Annotated in this window: 13 protein-coding genes; 9 read left to right on the top strand and 4 right to left on the bottom strand. The window is 72.7% G+C overall.

Annotated features, from left to right (window positions below; all coding sequences use genetic code 11):
* Positions 1-437: 437 nt before the first annotated feature.
* The 4 genes from miv_RS06095 to miv_RS06080 form a co-directional block, all read right to left on the bottom strand.
* A protein-coding gene (locus miv_RS06095) for an IS5 family transposase (RefSeq protein ID WP_425312976.1) occupies positions 438-1,206 on the bottom strand; the annotation gives its coding sequence in 2 pieces (ribosomal slippage) (positions 438-908 and positions 910-1,206; 768 coding nt in all).
* 147 nt (positions 1,207-1,353) lie between these two features.
* Entirely contained in the window at positions 1,354-1,899 is a 546-nt protein-coding gene (locus miv_RS06090) for a biotin transporter BioY (protein WP_207181892.1), read from the bottom strand.
* 41 nt (positions 1,900-1,940) lie between these two features.
* Positions 1,941-2,549, bottom strand: coding sequence for an energy-coupling factor transporter transmembrane component T family protein (locus miv_RS06085; protein WP_207181891.1), 609 nt, complete (start codon positions 2,547-2,549; stop codon positions 1,941-1,943).
* Positions 2,546-3,220, bottom strand: a complete 675-nt coding sequence (locus tag miv_RS06080; RefSeq protein ID WP_207181889.1) for an energy-coupling factor ABC transporter ATP-binding protein — start codon at positions 3,218-3,220, stop codon at positions 2,546-2,548. Before miv_RS06080 ends, miv_RS06085 begins: the two co-directional genes overlap by 4 nt.
* Before the next feature lie 142 nt (positions 3,221-3,362).
* On the opposite strand from miv_RS06080, the gene miv_RS06075 reads away from it, so the two are divergent.
* The 9 genes from miv_RS06075 to miv_RS06035 all read left to right on the top strand — a co-directional run bounded on the left by miv_RS06075 (position 3,363) and on the right by miv_RS06035 (position 16,198).
* Positions 3,363-3,854 (top strand): chemotaxis protein CheW, encoded by a 492-nt coding sequence (locus miv_RS06075; RefSeq protein ID WP_207181884.1) that lies wholly within the window; start codon positions 3,363-3,365, stop codon positions 3,852-3,854.
* 8 nt (positions 3,855-3,862) lie between these two features.
* Positions 3,863-5,308: a CheR family methyltransferase gene (locus tag miv_RS06070; protein WP_207181883.1), complete on the top strand. Its 1,446-nt coding sequence runs from the start codon at positions 3,863-3,865 to the stop codon at positions 5,306-5,308.
* A complete protein-coding gene (locus miv_RS06065) occupies positions 5,308-5,898 on the top strand; it encodes a chemotaxis protein CheW (protein WP_207181882.1) in 591 nt (196 codons plus the stop codon). The genes miv_RS06070 and miv_RS06065 overlap by 1 nt, the downstream gene beginning before the upstream one ends.
* 31 nt (positions 5,899-5,929) lie before the next feature.
* Positions 5,930-7,606 (top strand): methyl-accepting chemotaxis protein, encoded by a 1,677-nt coding sequence (locus miv_RS06060; RefSeq protein WP_207181880.1) that lies wholly within the window; start codon positions 5,930-5,932, stop codon positions 7,604-7,606.
* 30 nt (positions 7,607-7,636) lie between these two features.
* Positions 7,637-9,961, top strand: coding sequence for a hybrid sensor histidine kinase/response regulator (locus miv_RS06055; protein WP_207181879.1), 2,325 nt, complete (start codon positions 7,637-7,639; stop codon positions 9,959-9,961).
* A 17-nt stretch (positions 9,962-9,978) separates the two neighbouring features.
* Positions 9,979-11,034 (top strand): chemotaxis-specific protein-glutamate methyltransferase CheB, encoded by a 1,056-nt coding sequence (cheB, locus tag miv_RS06050; RefSeq protein ID WP_048425854.1) that lies wholly within the window; start codon positions 9,979-9,981, stop codon positions 11,032-11,034.
* The gene (locus miv_RS06045; protein ID WP_207181878.1) at positions 11,031-12,866 is read left to right on the top strand and encodes a response regulator; all 1,836 of its coding nucleotides are present in this window, start codon (positions 11,031-11,033) and stop codon (positions 12,864-12,866) included. The genes cheB and miv_RS06045 overlap by 4 nt, the downstream gene beginning before the upstream one ends.
* Complete coding sequence (locus tag miv_RS06040; protein ID WP_244748891.1) at positions 12,863-14,767, top strand: response regulator; 1,905 nt, start codon at positions 12,863-12,865, stop codon at positions 14,765-14,767. Before miv_RS06045 ends, miv_RS06040 begins: the two co-directional genes overlap by 4 nt.
* A 204-nt stretch (positions 14,768-14,971) precedes the next feature.
* The gene (locus miv_RS06035; protein WP_207183415.1) at positions 14,972-16,198 is read left to right on the top strand and encodes an efflux RND transporter periplasmic adaptor subunit; all 1,227 of its coding nucleotides are present in this window, start codon (positions 14,972-14,974) and stop codon (positions 16,196-16,198) included.
* Positions 16,199-16,221 lie beyond the last annotated feature (23 nt).

The following is a 16,221-nucleotide window of genomic DNA, read 5'->3' as shown; positions in this document are numbered from 1 at the left end:
CTCTCGGATCCGTTTTACGCAACAAAAAAGGGCCCCGAAGGACCCTTGCACGCGCCACCCTTGGGAAGCCGGGCTATCTCAAGCCCGCCCCGTCGGTGGCGCTTCCGCTACAATAAGGACCGCACGCATGCTGTGAAAAAGCCTGCCCTTGAGAGAGTGGCGGGGACCCTACGCGCCTCGACTCGCAGGGTCAACCGGTTTCGGCGACGGCGGAAAGTACGGGTCCAGAGCAAGGCCCAATCGCGGTACGACCGGGCACGGCTCCGGGTTTTGGATCTCGCCGCCATTTTTTCTCGACGAGCCGGTGCCCCCTTCGTCGAAAAATGCTCTCAGCAGATTTCGCCGAAGTGGATACCGGTTCGGCGACAAAAATCTGCGACACAACAAGAACCTAAGCGGGCGAAGCGTTGGCCTGCCAACGCAAGTCTGCTTAGAGGCTATCCCGGTAGGACGTGTCGCCATGCGATGATGGCTGCTGCGAAGTGGAGGACGGCGAGGGCGTTCTCGGGTTTTTTGGCCCATCGGATCAGGAGGGCGCGGAAGCGGTTGAACCAGGAGTGGCAGCGCTCGACCACCCAGCGCCTCGCCCGCGTGCCGCATTCGCGCTTCTCGACGATCTCTTCTCCACGCCGTCGCAGATGCAGTTCGAAGCCGTACTCGTCGGCTGTCTCACGCGGACCGGCATAGTCGTAGCCCTTGTCCAGGCACAGGTGCTGGGGATCCCACGCACCCGGATCAGGCCGGGAGACCGGGATCGCCTCCAGCGTCTCGCGCAGCAGCAGGTGATCGTTGACGTTGGCGCCGGCGATCACCAGCCCCACCGGCACCCCGCGCCCGTCGGTGAGCACCGAGCGCTTGGTGCCGCGCTTGCCCCGGTCGGTCGGGTTGGGACCGGTTTTTCCCCCCACCCAGCGGCGCCTTGCCCTGCGCCCCGTCGAGAGACAACCACGTCCAGTCGATCCCCACCAACGCGTCGTAGGCCAGAAGCCCCTCGCGCCAGAACGCCGCGAACACGCTGGCTGCCGTCCACTCCTGGAAGCGGCGGTGAGCCGAGGACGAACTGCAGATCCCTGTGGCGTTGAGCGCGTTCCACTGGCAGCCGGTGCGCAGCACGAAGAAGATCGCGTCCATCGCCGCCCGATCGGGCACCCGCGGGTTGTGGCAGCCGAGCGGATGGCGCGGCCGGGGCGGCAACAGCGGCTCCATCCGCCGCCACAGATCATCGGGGATGCGCCAGCCGTCGTCCGCGACCGCAGGACGCTGACCAGCTTGGCTCTTGAGCGTCAGCATCCTCACAAGGTGGGAAACTCGACCTGCAATGCCACCCCCAGCAATCCCTACCGGGATAGCCTCTTAGCGAGCCTGGAGCGTCGGATAGGCCCGCCGCACGGCCCGCGCGATCAGCACCACGAGCACCACCTTCACGGCATCGCCCGGCAGGAACCAGGCCGAGCCGATCGCCGCCTTGGCGAGGTCGATCCGGGCGACCGCGGCGATCCACGGGATGCCGACCGCGTAGGTGAGCACCACCCCGCCGACGACGAGGATCAGGACCTCCTTCCAGACCGTCAGGGTCCGCAGGGAGCGCTCGTACAGGTATCCGATCGCGAAGGCGGCGACCGGCCACATCAGCACGAAGCCGCCGCCCGGCCCCATGACGATGCCGAGCCCGCCCCGCCCGCCGGCCATCAGCGGCAGCCCGGCGCAGACCAGGACGACGAACAGGGCGAGCGCCGCCCCGCCGCGTACCGAGCCCGCGAGGGCGCCGGCCAGCATCACCCCCATCGATTGCGCGGTGATCGGCACGCCGACGACCGGCAGGGTCACGGGCGGAAACAGGCCGAGGGCGGCGGTGAGGGCGGCAAAGAGCGCGACGAAGACGATGTCACGGGTCGACATGGGTGTCCTTGGACGTCCTGGGAGCGAGGGGGAGGGGAATGTCAGTGTCCGGCTCGGTCCGGATCGTAGGAGCGCGCGTCGATCGCCGCCGCGATGTCGTCGCTCATCTTCAGCATCCGCACCACGACCGGGACGGTCAGCGCCACGAGGCTGCGCTCGAGGCCCCGCGCCCGCTGCGCCTCGCGCACCTCCGCGGCGATGGCGGCCAGCACCGGAATGAACCGCAGGGTCAGCGCGATGGCGAGGCCGACCTTGGCGGGGTTGACCCTGAGAAACCTCAGCCAGGCGAGGCCGCGTTGTAGCGCCTCGATCAGGTCGGCGCTGCGGGTCGTCAGGGTCACGAGACCGGCGAGCAGCACGAGGGCGGCGAGGCGGGCGGCCACCATCAGACCCGCCAGCCAGCCGTCGAGGGCGAGCTGGACCAGGACGAGGATGGCGAGGATCCAGGCGAGCGGACGCAGCTGGGCGAGGACGAGGCGGGCCGGGATGCCGGCCACCCCGTAGAGGAGCCCCGCGAGCCCGAGTGCTGCGAGCGCGAGGTCGAGCCGCGGCAGCGCGAACAGGACCGTGCCGACGGCGACGAGGCCGAGGATCTTGCGCCCCGGCGGGCAGCGATGGACCGGGCTCGCCCCCGGGACGTACGGGGTCACGACATCATCGCGATATAGGCCGGCAGCGCGACCGCGGGGCGGTCGTCGATCACGACCCGGCCGTCCTCGAACACCAGCACCCGGTCGAAATGCTCCAGGAAGGCGAGGTCGTGCGAGACCACGATCGCGCGCTGGGAGAGGCCGTCGATGGCCTGGGCGATCCGGCGCTTGTTGCGCAGGTCGAGCAGCGTGGTGGGCTCGTCGAACACGATCACGTCGGGGGCCATCGCCAGCACGCCGGCGATCGCCAGCAGCTGCTTCTGCCCGCCGCTGAGGAGGTGGGCCGGGTGGTCGGCGAACTCGTGGAGATCGTAGCGGCGCAGGGCTTCCTCCGTGCGCCGCGCGATCTCGTCCTTCGGCAGGCCGAGATTCTTCAGCCCGAAGGCGAGATCTTCCGCGACCACGGGGAGCACGATCTGGTTGTCAGGGTTCTGGAACACGAATCCGACCTTGCGGCGCACCGCCTTGCCGTCGCGCCGCGTGTCGAGCCCGTCGACCCGCACGGTGCCGCGGCTCGGCACGAGAAGGCCGTTCAGCAGGCGGGCAAACGTGCTCTTGCCGCTGCCGTTGCCGCCCACCACCGCGATGCGCCGCTCGGTGAGGTCGAGGGTGAGGTCGCGCAAGACGGTGCGCTCCCCGAAGGCATGGCCGACCTGCCTGATCTCGATCACGACGACACCGCTCCCGCCCGCCCCGGGCGGGCGCGTCTTACCATCTCCGGCGGCGGCCGACAGGGGTGCGCGGACGGTTTGGAAACTCCGCCGGGCTCCCCTATCTGACGCGGCGGCGGGCTGGTCCGCCGGGGGTGACGCGATGACGACCGGAACGGCCTACCTTCTGGTCGATGTCGCCGGGACGGACTGCGCCCTGCCGCGCCGGGCGGTGCGGGAGGTCCTGCCCCTGCCGCGTCTGTGGCGCCCGCCGGGCGCGCCCGCGGCGCTCGCCGGCTTCCTCAACCTCGCGGGCGCGGCCGTGCCGGTCCTCGATCTCGCGGCGTTGTTCGGCCTCGGCCGGCCGGCGACGGCCCGGCAGGCGCTCTATCGCCACCTCGTCCTGCTGCATGGCGAGTCTCCCCTTGCCCTGATGGTCGACCGGGTCGCCGATGTCGTCCGGGTCGAGCCCGAGCGGGTCCGGCCGGTGGCCGACGGGGCGACGCTGAACGGCTGCGTCGCCGCCGAGATCCGGCTCGGGGACCGGCTGGTCCACGGCCTCTCGGTCGACCGCATCCTGCTCGCCGAGGAGCGCGACCGCCTGGCGACGCAGACCCGGGAGGCGCAGGCCCGCCTCGCCGAGTGGGCGGCCTGAGCCGGACCATGCCGATCGCACGGTCGATCCTGGGGCCGGCGCCGACCGGCGACCCGGCCTTCGCGGCGCTGAAATCGCGCCTCGTCGCCCGCACCGGCCACCATTACTATGCCGACAAGGACGACCTCCTGTGGGAGCGGGTCGGCCGGCGCATGCGCGCCCGGGGCGTGCCCGATCCCGCCGGCTATCTCGGTCTCCTGGAGGAGTCGGAGGCCGAGTGGGCGGCCCTCGAATCCGAGATCACCATCGGGGAGACGTTCTTCTTCCGCTACGCCGAGCAGTTCGCGGCGCTGCGCGGCACGATCCTGCCCGAGCGCATCGCGGCGCGCGGCGACGAGCGGCGCCTGCGGATCTGGAGCGCGGGCTGCTCGACGGGCCCGGAGACCCACTCCGTCGCGATCGTGCTGCGCGAGCTTCTGGGCGAGCGCCTGCCCGACTGGCGCATCGGGCTGACCGGCACCGACATCAACCGCGACGTGCTGGCGGTGGCGCGCCGCGCCGTCTACGGCGCCTGGGCCCTGCGCACCCTCGGGCCCGAGGAGCGCGAGCGCTACTTCCGGCCGGGCCCGCGGGAGGGCACCTTCGCGCTGCGACCGGAATACCGCGGGCTCGCCCGGTTCGAGCCCCAGAACCTGATGAGCCTCCTGGACGGCACGGCCTCGCTGGCGCTCACCGACTACGACCTCATCCTGTGCCGCAACGTCCTGATCTACTTCCACCCGGACGTGGTGCAGGCCCTGGTCCGGGCCCTGGCCCGGCGCCTGAGGCCCGGTGGCTGGCTGCTCCTCGGCCATGCCGAGCCGAACCCGGCCTTCGCGGAGTTCCTGGAGGCCGTCCCGCTCCCGGGAACCGCCGCCTACCGGCGCCCGGGGGAGGGGGCGGTCCCGGACCTGCCGCCGCCATCCGCGCAGCCGGATCCGGCCCCGGATGCGGCGCCGGGTTTCCACGCGATCTGGGCGCCGCTCCTGCCGCCGGAACCGGCCGCCCCGGATGTCGCGGCGGCCGAGACCCCCACGCGCGAGCCCTGGACTGCGGCGCCGCCGGCACCTCCTCCCGAGGGCGGCCCCCTGGCCACCGTCCGGGCGCTCGCCGATGCGGGCGACCTCGAGGCGAGCTGGCAGGCCTGCCGGGTCGCCCTCGGCCAGGCCCCGACCGATCCGCGCCTGCGCTACTACGAAGGCCTTCTCGCCCGCGCCCGCGCCCGGCCGGAGGAGGCGGAACGCGCCTTTCGCGGGGCGCTCTACCTCGATAAGGGCTTCGTCATGGCGCACTACCATCTCGGGCTGACCCTGGTCGCCGCCGGCCGCACCGAGGCCGGCCGTCGCGCCATCGCCAATGCCCTGCGGCTCGCCGCACACCTGCCCGCCGACGCGATCCTGCCGGAAGGCGACGGGCTGACCGCCGCCGATCTGTCGGGCGCCGCCCGTCCGTTCCTCGGCGACGAGGCCGCCTGATGCCCCAGAAAGCCGCCGCTCCCGGCCCGGCCCTTCCGGGCGAGGCCGACCTCAGCGCCGCCCGGATCGACGAGATCCTGGATGCCCGCACCCGCACCCTCGCGGCCCGCTACGCGGCTCCCGCGGCGCGGCCGACCCGGGCGCTGCTCCTCTGCCGCGCCGGCACCGAGCGGGTCGGCCTGCCGCTGGAGGGCGTCGCCGAGGTGTTTCCCTTCCGGCCCTGCACCCCGGTGCCGGGGGCGCCTCCGGCCCTGATCGGCCTCACCGGGCGGGGCGGTCTCCTCGTCAGCGTCCTCGACCTCGCGACGGCGCTGGGCCAACCGGCGGGCGGCACGGCGGCCGGCGGCCACGTCGTGGTCCTGCGCCGCGACGGACCGCGCATCGGCCTGTGGGTCGAGCGCGTCCTCGCGGTGACCGAGGCGGTGGTCGAGGCCGAAGGGCTGGGCAGGCGGGCGGTGGCGGGCTATGTCGACCCCGCACCGACGGGGTCCCGTCAGGAATCGGACTATGGGGAAGCGGGTTTCGCCGTGATCGACGTGCCGGCCGTGCTGGCGCCGCTCCTCGCTGCCGGCCCCGCCCGGCCGGTCTGAACCCGTCGCCATCCAACACAGGGAAGCCCGCGTGTCGCTCTCGATCGGGAACCGCATCCTCCTCGGCTTCTCCGCCGTCGTCCTGGTGATCGTGGCGCTCGGCGTCTACGCGGTCGGGCAGATCGGCGAGGTGCGCAACGCCACCGACATCATCGTCACCCGCGACCTGACGGTGATGCACCAGCTCGAGAACATCCGCGAAGCCCAGCGCCGGATGAGCGACCTGCGCGACGAGGCGACCACCCGCTACTACCTGCGGGCGCTCGGCCGCGAGCCGGCGGCCAAGGAGGAGCCGGCGGTGACCTGGCGGCGCAACGCGGCGAATGCCGAGACGGCGCTCGCCGGTGCGATCACCACCGCCAACGACTACCGGGCGCAGTCGCTGTCGGCCGACCGCGCCGCCGCCTGGCAGCGCATCGCCGAATTGCTGGTCGCGGCCGGCGCCGAGTTGCGCACCACCCGCACCGCCACCGAGCGCCAGTTCGAGGCGATCGCGGCCAACGACGTGCCGGGCATCCAGGCGGCCGAGAATGCCCTCGACCAATCGGGCGACAATTTCGTGCACACCATGGGGTCGGCCCGCGACGCCCTCGACGGGGCGATCACCGCCGGCCAGCGCCGGGTCGGGGCGATCTACGAGGAGAGCCGGCTCTCGACGCTCGTGGCGCTCGCCGTCTGCGTCGTCATGGCCCTGGTGATCACGGTGCTGATCCGCCGCTCGGTGGTGCAGCCCCTCGACGCGGTCATGGCCTTCGTCGGCAAGGTCGGCAGCGGCGACCTCACCGGCCGGATCGCCGACACCCGCCGCGACGAGCTCGGCCGCCTCGGAGGCGTCCTCAACCAGATGGTCGAGGGCCTGCGCCAGCTCGCCACCCAGAACCGCGCCTCGACCTCGAACCTCAACGCCGCCGCCGCCGAGATCCGCGCCTCCGCCCAGGAGCAGGCCGCGAGCGTCGAGGAACAGTTCGCCGCCGTCCAGGAGACCGCCGCCACCGTCGACGAGATCACCCATGCGGGCGCCCAGATCGGCAAGCGGGCCCAAGAAGTGATCGCGACCGCCCAGGCCACCGCCCAGACCTCCAGCGCCGGGCTTCGCGCCGTCGACGAGACGGCCCGCGCCATGGACGCGATCCGCGAGCAGAGCGAGGCGGTGGCCGAGAACATCGTGGCCTTGAGCGAGAAGACGCAGGCGATCGGCGAGATCATCGCCACCGTCAACGACGTCTCGGAGCGCACGCATCTGCTCGCCCTCAACGCCGCCATCGAGGCGGCGGCGGCGGGCGAGAGCGGGCGCAGCTTCGCCGTGGTGGCCTCCGAGATGAAGGCGCTCGCCGACCAGGCCAAGGAGGCGACCGCCCAGGTGCGGGCGATCCTCGGCGACATCCAGCGCGGCATCAACGCCTCGGTGATGCTGACCGAGGAGGCGGTCAAGCGCGTCGCGGTGGGCAAGGAGCGCACCGACACCACCCACGCGACGATCGAGGAGATCACCGCCCGGGTGCAGGAGAGCGTCCAGACCTTCCAGCAGATCGTCGCTTCGACCAACCAGCAGCAGCTCGGGATCGAGCAGGTGATGGGCGCGCTCCAGAACATCCGCCAGGCGAGCCAGCAGACCGCCGCCGGCACCCGCCAGGTCGAGGCCGCGGCCGCCAACCTGAGCGAGCTGGCGAGCGCCCTCCTGGCGCTGGCCGAGCGCTACCGGCTCTAGAGCACCCGTCGAGGATCCCGGCCCGCGCCGATGGACGACATCCGCCAGCTTCTCCTCGCGGCCTTCGATGCCGAGCACCGCGAGCACATCGCGGCGATCCGGGCGGCCCTCGCCGCGGTCGAGACCGGCCGGCCCGCGGACTGGAACGACGTGTTTCGCCGCGCCCACAGCCTGAAGGGCGCCGCCCGGGCCGTGGACCTGCCGGCGGTGGAGGAGGTCGCCCACCGGCTCGAGGCCCTGTTCGACCGGGTGGTGCAGGGCCGCCTCGGCCTCGATCGCGCGACGGCGGGCGTGGTCGACCTCGCCCTCGACCGCATCGAGGGGCTGGTGGCGGGCCTTCCCGAGACGCCCGAGCCGGAAGCGCCGGCTGATGCCATCGCGGCCCTCGACGCCTGCCTGTCCGGCGGGCCGATCCCCGTGGCCGCCCCGTCGCCCGCGGCGGCGGCGGAGCGGGCGCCCGAGCCGACGCCCGCGGCCTCGCAGGCCCAATCTCCCGCTCAGGCTCCCACCCAGACCCAGACCCAGACCCAGACCCCCGCCGCGCAGGACGGCGCCGTCGCCTACCTGCGGATCGCCAGCGATCAGGTCGAGGCGCTGTCGAAGGCGGTGCACGACCTGAATGCAGCGCTCCAGGGCCAGGAGACCGTCACGGCCGCCGTGGCGGGCCTCGAATCCGGCGCGCGGGCCCTGCGCCGCAGCGTCGACACCGTGCAGGGCCGCACCGGCGAGATGGTGGCCCTCGCCCGCCGCCTGCGCGAGGCCGGCGACCCGGCGGGCGCCGCCCTCGACGGCTTCGTCGACCGGGTGCGCCGCCTCGACGGCGACCTCCGGGGCGTGATCCGCGGCATCTCGGGCCTCGCCCGGGTGCAGAGCCGCAGCACCGGGATCGTCGACGGCGCGCTGCGCCGCCTGCGCGACGATTCCGACCGCCTGCTCCTCGTCCCGGCCGAGACGGTGTTCGGCGGCTACGGCCGGATGGTGCGGGAGATCGCCCGCGAGGCCGGCCTCGCCGTGGAGGTGCGCCTCCACGGCCTCGACCTCCAGGTCGATCGCGGCCTGCTCCAGGCGCTCAAGGATCCGGTGCTGCACGCGCTGCGCAACACCATCAGCCACGGGGCCGAGACGGCGCAGGCGCGCCGCCAGGCGGGCAAGCCGGAGGCGCTGAACGTCACCCTGTCGGTCGCCTCAAAGGGCAGCCAGCTCCTCGTCACGATCCGGGACGACGGCCGGGGCCCCGACCTCGCCCGCATCCTCGAGACCGGCCGGCGCCAGGGGCTGGTGCCGCCGGGGGCCGACCCAACCCCCGAGTCGATCCTCGACCTCGTCTTCGCGCCGGGCTTCTCCACGGCGGCCGCCGTCGACCGGATCGCCGGGCGCGGCATGGGCCTGTCGGTGGTGGCGGAGGCCGCCCGGGCGCTGCGCGGCCGGGCGACCCTGCGGGCGGCCGAGCCCCACGGCACCGAGGTCGCCATCACGGTGCCGCTCTCCGCGGCGCGCCAGCCGGTGCTGCTCGTCGAGGCGGCGCTGAAGCCGGGGGAAGCGCCGCAGACCTTCGGCCTGCCGAGCGGCGCCGTCGCGCAACTCCTGCGGCTGTCCGAGCGCGACCTTGCGTCCGTCGCCGGCGAGCCGGCGGCAAGGATCAACCAGGGGGGACGGGACGTTGTCGTGCCGCTCGTTCCCCTCGCGTCCCTCCTCGGTTCCGGTGCTGCTCCCCTTCCTCTCCATGACGGCCTGGTCCGCGCCGTGCTGCTGCGTTGCGGCCCCGCCTTCTGCGCCGTCGCCGTCGACCGCCTGCTCGACGTGCGCGTGCTCCTCGTCGGGCCTGCCCCCCCGCTCGGCGGCGACCCTGCGCTGATGTCCGGCACCGTGATGCTCGCCGACGAGACCCCGGCCCTGGTGCTCGACCCGGAAGGCCTGTGCGTCCGGGCCCGGGCCGGTGGCCTGGTGGCGGCGCCGGTGGCGGTGCCGGAGCGCCGCAAGGCGCGGGTCCGCACCGTGCTCGTCGTCGACGATTCGATCACCACCCGCACGCTCGAGAAGAGCATCCTGGAGGCGCATGGCTACCGGGTCTTCGTCTGCGTCGACGGCCAGGACGCCCTCGACCGCCTGCGCCGCGACGGCGCGGAGGTCGACCTCGTGGTCGCCGACGTCGAGATGCCGCGCCTCGACGGGTTCGGCCTGCTCCAGGCGGTCAAGGCCGATCCGGGCTTGACGCGGCTGCCGGTGATCCTGATGACCTCCCGCGGCGATCCCGCCGACATCCGCCGGGGCCTCGATCTCGGGGCCGACGCCTACCTCACGAAGCAGAAGTTCGACCAGCGCGAGCTTCTCGACACGATCGGTCAGCTGCTGTGAGCACCCCCGTCCGCGTCATGCTGGTGGAGGATTCGCTGGTGGTGCGCCAGCTCCTCGCCCACATCGTCAGCCGCGACCCGCGGCTCGCCCTCGTCGCCGCGGTCGATTCCGGCGAGGAGGCCTTGCGCGAGATCCACCGGGTCCAGCCCGACGTGATCTCGATGGACATCCGCCTGCCGGGCATCGACGGCCTGGAGACCACCCGGCGGATCATGGCCGAGCGGCCGACCCCGATCGTGGTCGTCGCCGACGCGATCGAGGATTCCTCGCTCAAGATCTCGATGAACGCCCTGCGGGCCGGGGCCTTGAGCGTGGTCGAGAAGCCGGTCGGCACCGGGCACCGGGCCTACGAGGCGATCGCCGACCAGATCTGCACCCAGCTGCGCATCATGAGCCAGGTGCCGGTGATCCGGCGCCGGCCGATCGGCGCCGAGCGCCTGGCCCGCACCGAGCCGGGGCGCGACGAGGCGAGGACGGCGCCGATCCCGGCGACGCAGGCCCCGAGCGTGCTGGCGGTCGCGGCCTCCACCGGCGGACCGCCGGCCTTCGCCAAGCTGCTCGGCGCCCTCCCGGCGGATTTTTCGCTGCCCGTGCTGCTCGTCCAGCATATGGGCGCCGCCTTCATGGAGGGCTTCGCCGACTGGCTGAACGGCGTCGTGCCGCTCACCGTCGTCATCGCCCGCGAGGGCGTGCGGCCTCAAGCGGGCCACGTCTACGTGGCGCCGGGCGACCGCCACCTGACCCTCGGGCCGGGCGGGCTCCTCACCCTCGTCGACGAGCCGCCGGTCGGCGGCCAGCGCCCCTCCGCGACCCTGCTGTTTCGCTCGGTCGCCCGGGTCGCGGGACCGCGGGGCCTCGGCGTGCTCCTCACCGGCATGGGCGAGGACGGCGCCGCCGGCCTCCTCGACATGCACGTGGCTGGCGCCGCCACCATCGCCGAGCACGAGAGCTCGGCCGTGGTCTACGGGATGCCGGCGGCGGCGGTGCGCCTCAAGGCCGCCGGCAGCGTGCTGCCCCTCGACCTGATCGCCCCGCGGGTCCTGCGGGCGACCCAGCCGGGCCTCGCGCCGTGACGGCGCCGCTCCCCGCGCGGGACGCCGGTCCGGTCCCCGGAGAGGGCGCCCCGGCGCCCGCGGCCCCGACCCGCATCCTGCTGGTCGAGGATTCCGAGACCCAGGCCCTGCAATTGCGGCTGTTCCTGGAGCGCAACGGCTTCGCGGTGGCGCGCCACGCCACCGCCGAGGCCGCGCTCGAGGCGATGAATCACGGCCTGCCCGACCTCGTCGTCGCCGATTACCACCTGCCGGGCATGAACGGCGACGAGCTGACCCGGCAGATGCGCCTCGCCATGCGCACCCGGGCGACGCCGGTGCTGATGCTGACCGAGGCGAGCGGCCGCGACATCGAGCGCCAGGGGCTCGAGAGCGGTGCCGACGCCTACGTGCCGAAATCCGCCGACCGCGACCTCTTGCTGCTGCGCATCCGGGCGCTCCTGCGCGAGCGCGCCGCCGTGCCGGCGGGCGAGCCGGGCCGGGCGGCGAATTTCCGCCGCGCCCGCATCCTGGTCGTCGACGGCAGCGCGACCTTCCGGGCGTACCTGTCGGCCCTCCTGGCCCAGGAGGGGCACGAGGTGGTGGCCGCCGACGGGCCAGACCAGGCGATGGCGGCGCTGGAGGCCCCGGGCGAGGGCTTCGACTGCGTGACCGTCGACCTCCTCGGCACCAGCTTCGACGCCATCGCGCTCTGCCGCCGCATCGACGCCCTGCGGGGCGCCGCGACGGGGGCGGGGGCGCCTGGCTTCTACCTCGTCGGCATCGGCTCGGCGGCGGCCTCCAGCAAGGACCTCCTGGTCGAGGCCTTCTCGGCCGGGGCCGACGACGTGGTCGCCAAGGATGTCGGGGGACGGGATGTCGGGGGGCGGGACGCGTCGGGCCGGGACGGGACCGGCCCGAAGGGCACGGATGCCGACCTCCTGGCGATCCGGGTGCGCACCCTGGTGCGTCGCAAGCTCCTCGACGAGGACGACCGCCGGGTGGCCGAGGAGGTGCGCCGCCATGCGCTCGCCGCCGAGCGCGCCAAGGCCGAGGCGGCGGCGGCCGAGGCGAAGGCGGCGCTCGCCGGTGCCCTGGCGCAGGCCAACCACGACCTCGAACAGGCCAATCACCGCCTGAAGGACACCCAGGCCAAGCTCGTCCAGGCCGCCAAGATGGCCTCCCTCGGCGAATTGGTCGCGGGCATCGCCCACGAGATCAACAACCCGCTCGCCTTCATCCTCGCCCACCAGGGTACGGTCGAGCGGCTGATCGGCGAGGTGGCGGCGGCGGTGCCGGAGGGCGATCCCTCCCGGCGCGCCCTCGACAAGGCCCGCGACCGGGTCGGATCGATGCGCCTCGGGCTCGCCCGGATCCAGGACCTCGTCGTCAACCTGCGCAAGTTCTCGCGCCTCGACGAGGGCGAGATGCAGACCGTCAACGTGCCGGACGCGATCGAGAACGTGCTGGCGCTGATCCAGCACAAGCTCGGCACCCGCATCGCGGTGCACAAGCACCTCGCCGGCGCCCCCGAGATCCGCTGCTCGCCGGCCTTGCTCAACCAGGTGGTGATGAACATCCTCGGCAACGCCGCCGACGCGATTCCCGGCGACGGCGCGATCACGATCGAGACCGCGATCCGCGACGAGCACGACGTGATCCGGATCTGCGACACCGGCCCGGGCGTGCCGGAGGCCCTGCGCGAGCGCATCTTCGAGCCGTTCTTCACGACGAAGCCCGTCGGGTCCGGCACCGGGCTCGGCCTCGCCATTGCATACAGCGTCGTGCAGGCGCATAGCGGACAGATCTCCGTTGAATCGGCGCCGGAAGGAGGGGCCTGCTTCGTGATCAGCATTCCGAGGCGGGCCGCATGACCGCGGGCATGACGAACAACGCGACGACATCGATCTTGCGCGGCACGATCCTGGCGGTCGATGACGAACCGGATATCTTGGTCGCCCTCGAGGACCTGCTCGAGGACGAGTACCGGGTGCTCACCACCAGCCGGCCGGCCGAGGCCCTGGAGATGATCGCCGCCGAGCCCGACATCGACGTGATCCTGTCCGACCAGCGCATGCCAGGCCTGACCGGCGACGCCCTGCTGGCCCAGGCCCGCGAGATCTCGGACGCGCAGGCGATCCTGCTCACCGGCTACGCCGACATCTCGGCGGTGGTCTCGGCGCTCAACCGCGGCGGCATCACCGGCTACGTCACCAAGCCGTGGGATCCCTCGCTCCTGCGCAACGCCGTGCGGGCCGCCCACGAGCGCCACCGCCTCGCCCGCGAGCTCGCCACCGAGCGGGCGCTACTGCGCGGCCTCCTCGACCATTCGGGCGACGCGATTGCGTTCAAGGACGCGCAAGGCCGCTACCTGCGGCTCAACGCCCGCATGGCGACGCGGCTCGGCGCAACGTCGGCCGAATCCTGCCTCGGCCGCCGCGAGGCGGAGATCGCCGGTCCCGGGAGCGACGCGGCCGAGGCTGCCGATCTGGCGGCGATCGCCTCCGGCGCGCCGACCGAGACCACGGTGGCGAGCGGTCCCGAGGCGGCCCCGACCTGGAACCACGTCACCCGCGTGCCGATCCGCGACGCCACCGGCGCGGTGGTGAACCTCGCGGTGATCGAGCGCGACGTCACCGAGCAGCGCCTGCTCGAGACGCGCCTGCGCCAGGCCGACAAGATGCAGGCGCTCGGCACCCTCGCGGGCGGCGTCGCGCACGACTTCAACAACCTGCTCACCGCGATCCTCGGCAGCCTCGAACTTGCCATGCCGAAGGTGGCGGGGGATGCCAGGCTGTCGCGGCTGATGGGCAACGCCGCCCAGGCGGCGCAGCGCGGCGCGGCGCTAACGAAGCGCCTCCTCACCTTCAGCCACCGCCGCGACCTCCAGGCCCGCACCGTCGACCTCAACGCGGTAATCCGCGGCATGGACGACCTACTCGGGCGCAGCCTCGGGGGCTTCGTCCAGGTCGAGCGCGCCCTCGACGACGGCCTGTGGCCGGCTAAGGTCGATCCCGACCAGCTCGAGCTCGCGATCCTCAACCTCTGCATCAACGGCCGCGACGCGATGCCGGAGGGGGGTGTCGTCGCCCTCTCGACCCGCAACGAGACGGTGCGGGCGAGCGCCGATCCGAACCTGAAACCCGGCGACTACGCGGTGATCGCGATCCGCGACACCGGCACCGGCATCCCGCCGGAGATCCTGGGACGGGTGTTCGAGCCGTTCTTCACCACCAAGGGCGTCGGCCAGGGGACGGGCCTCGGCCTCGCCATGGTGTTCGGCCTCGTCCAGCAATCCGGCGGGACGATCTGCATCGACAGCGAGGTCGGGCACGGCACCACCGTGCTCCTCTACCTGCCGCGCTCCCACGAGGCGGTCGAGGCGGTGCAGGCCGCGAGCGGCGCGCCGGCACCGGCGCCGCGCCGGGCCCGCGTCCTGGTGGTCGACGACGATCCCCAGGTGCGCCACGTCACCGCCTCGTTCCTCAACGGCTTCGGCTACGACGAGGCCGAGGTCCCGAGCGGCGAGGCCGCCCTGGAGCGCCTCGCGGCGGAGCCGTTCGACCTCGTGGTCGCCGACCTGGCGATGCCGGGCATGAGCGGCCTCGACCTCGCCGAGGCGGTGCGCACGCACTGGCCGGCCCTGCCGTTCCTGCTCGTCACCGGTCACGCCGAGGCGGCCCGCATCCCGGCGGATTTCTCCGTGCTGGAGAAGCCCTTTCCCTCCGCCGACCTGGCGGCACGGGTCGCGGCCCTGCTCGCGCCGGAGGGGTGAGGTACGTCGGCGGTCGATCTAGGACGGTCGATCTAATGCGACGGCCGTGTATCGCCCGCGGCACAGCGGGCCCGGAACTGTTCGGGCCCGATTTCCATTCACGCTTGCGTCAGCAAAATTGGCTAGATGTTGCCCGCGCGTTGCCGATCGGTCATGCCCGGTCCGCCGCAGCAACACGCCCGCCGACGATAGAGTGTGACGACCATGGCCCGGACGCTGAGACTGAGCACCCAAGTCGTCGTCCTGGCCGTCGTGGCCGCCGGCGCGGTCTTCGCCTATCCGTACCTGCGCCCCGGCCATCGCCAGGAGCCGGTCGTCACCTTCGCGGAGGTACCGGCCAAGCCGGCCGCCGGCAAGGCCTTCACCCTCACGGCCTCCCAGCTCGCCACGGTGTCGAGCGAGCCGGTGGTCAAGCGCCAGTTCTTCGAGGAGATCGCCACCGAGGGCAAGATCGGGGTCGACGAGTATCAGGCGACGCCGGTCTTCTCGCCCTATCCCGGCCGCGTCATCGCGATCTTCGCCCGCACCGGCGAGCAGGTGAAGCGCGGCCAACCGCTGTTCTCGGTCCAGGCCAACGAGATGGTCCAGGCCCAAAACGACTACCTCGCCGCCCTCAACGTGCTGAACAAGAGCCGTTCGCAGCTCACCTTCGCGCAGGCCGCCGAGAAGCGCCAGCGCGACCTCTACGAGACCCGCACCACCACCCTGCGTGAGCTGCAGGTCGCCCAGAACGACCTGACGTCGGCCACCAACGACAATCGCACCGCCGAGGTCGGCCTCGAGGCGGTGCGCAACCGCCTGCGGATCCTGGGGCTTCGCGACGAAGAGATGGCCGCGCTCCAGAAGGGCTCGGCGATCAACCCCGACACCCCGATCAACGCGCCGCTCAGCGGCACCATCATCCAGCGCAAGATCGGCCCCGGCCAGTATGTCGGGTCGAGCGGCGACCCGTCTTACATCATCGGCGATCTGTCGAAGGTCTGGCTCATCGCGCAGCTGCGCGAATCCGATGCCGCCAAGGTCGAGATGGGCGAGAAGATCACCTTCCGGGTACCGGCCCATCCGGAGACGACCTTCGAGGGGAAGATCAACTTCATCGGCACCTCGGTCGATCCGGCGACGCGGCGCATCACCGTGCGGGCCGAGATCGACAACAAGCAGGGTCTGCTCAAGCCCGAAATGTACGCGAGCGTGCGCATCATCAACGAGCGCGAGAACCTGTCCCACGCCGTGCCCCGCGCCGCGGTGATCCTGGAGGGCAACAAGGCCAGCGTCTGGGTGCTGCGGGCCGACAACTCGGTCGAGAGCCGGCCGGTCCGGGCCGGGATCGTCGAGGGCTCCACCGTCGAGATCCTGGACGGCCTGAGGGAGGGCGAGCGGGTGATCTCCCGCGGGTCGCTCTTCATCGACCGGATGTCGACCCAGAGCTGACGCGCCCCGCCGCCCTTCGATCC

Origin of the sequence: Methylobacterium indicum, assembly GCF_017347565.1 — a bacterium.
Classification (GTDB): domain Bacteria; phylum Pseudomonadota; class Alphaproteobacteria; order Rhizobiales; family Beijerinckiaceae; genus Methylobacterium; species Methylobacterium indicum.
This window is presented reverse-complemented; position numbering and strand designations above follow the sequence as displayed.

Coding starts and splice junctions, on each gene's coding strand:
- miv_RS06090 (WP_207181892.1), bottom strand. CDS start 1,899: ATGTCGACCCGTGACATCGTCTTCGTCGCGCTCTTTGCCGCCCTCACC.
- miv_RS06075 (WP_207181884.1), top strand. CDS start 3,363: ATGACGACCGGAACGGCCTACCTTCTGGTCGATGTCGCCGGGACGGAC.
- miv_RS06070 (WP_207181883.1), top strand. CDS start 3,863: ATGCCGATCGCACGGTCGATCCTGGGGCCGGCGCCGACCGGCGACCCG.
- miv_RS06065 (WP_207181882.1), top strand. CDS start 5,308: ATGCCCCAGAAAGCCGCCGCTCCCGGCCCGGCCCTTCCGGGCGAGGCC.
- miv_RS06055 (WP_207181879.1), top strand. CDS start 7,637: ATGGACGACATCCGCCAGCTTCTCCTCGCGGCCTTCGATGCCGAGCAC.
- cheB (WP_048425854.1), top strand. CDS start 9,979: ATGCTGGTGGAGGATTCGCTGGTGGTGCGCCAGCTCCTCGCCCACATC.
- miv_RS06040 (WP_244748891.1), top strand. CDS start 12,863: ATGACCGCGGGCATGACGAACAACGCGACGACATCGATCTTGCGCGGC.
- miv_RS06035 (WP_207183415.1), top strand. CDS start 14,972: ATGGCCCGGACGCTGAGACTGAGCACCCAAGTCGTCGTCCTGGCCGTC.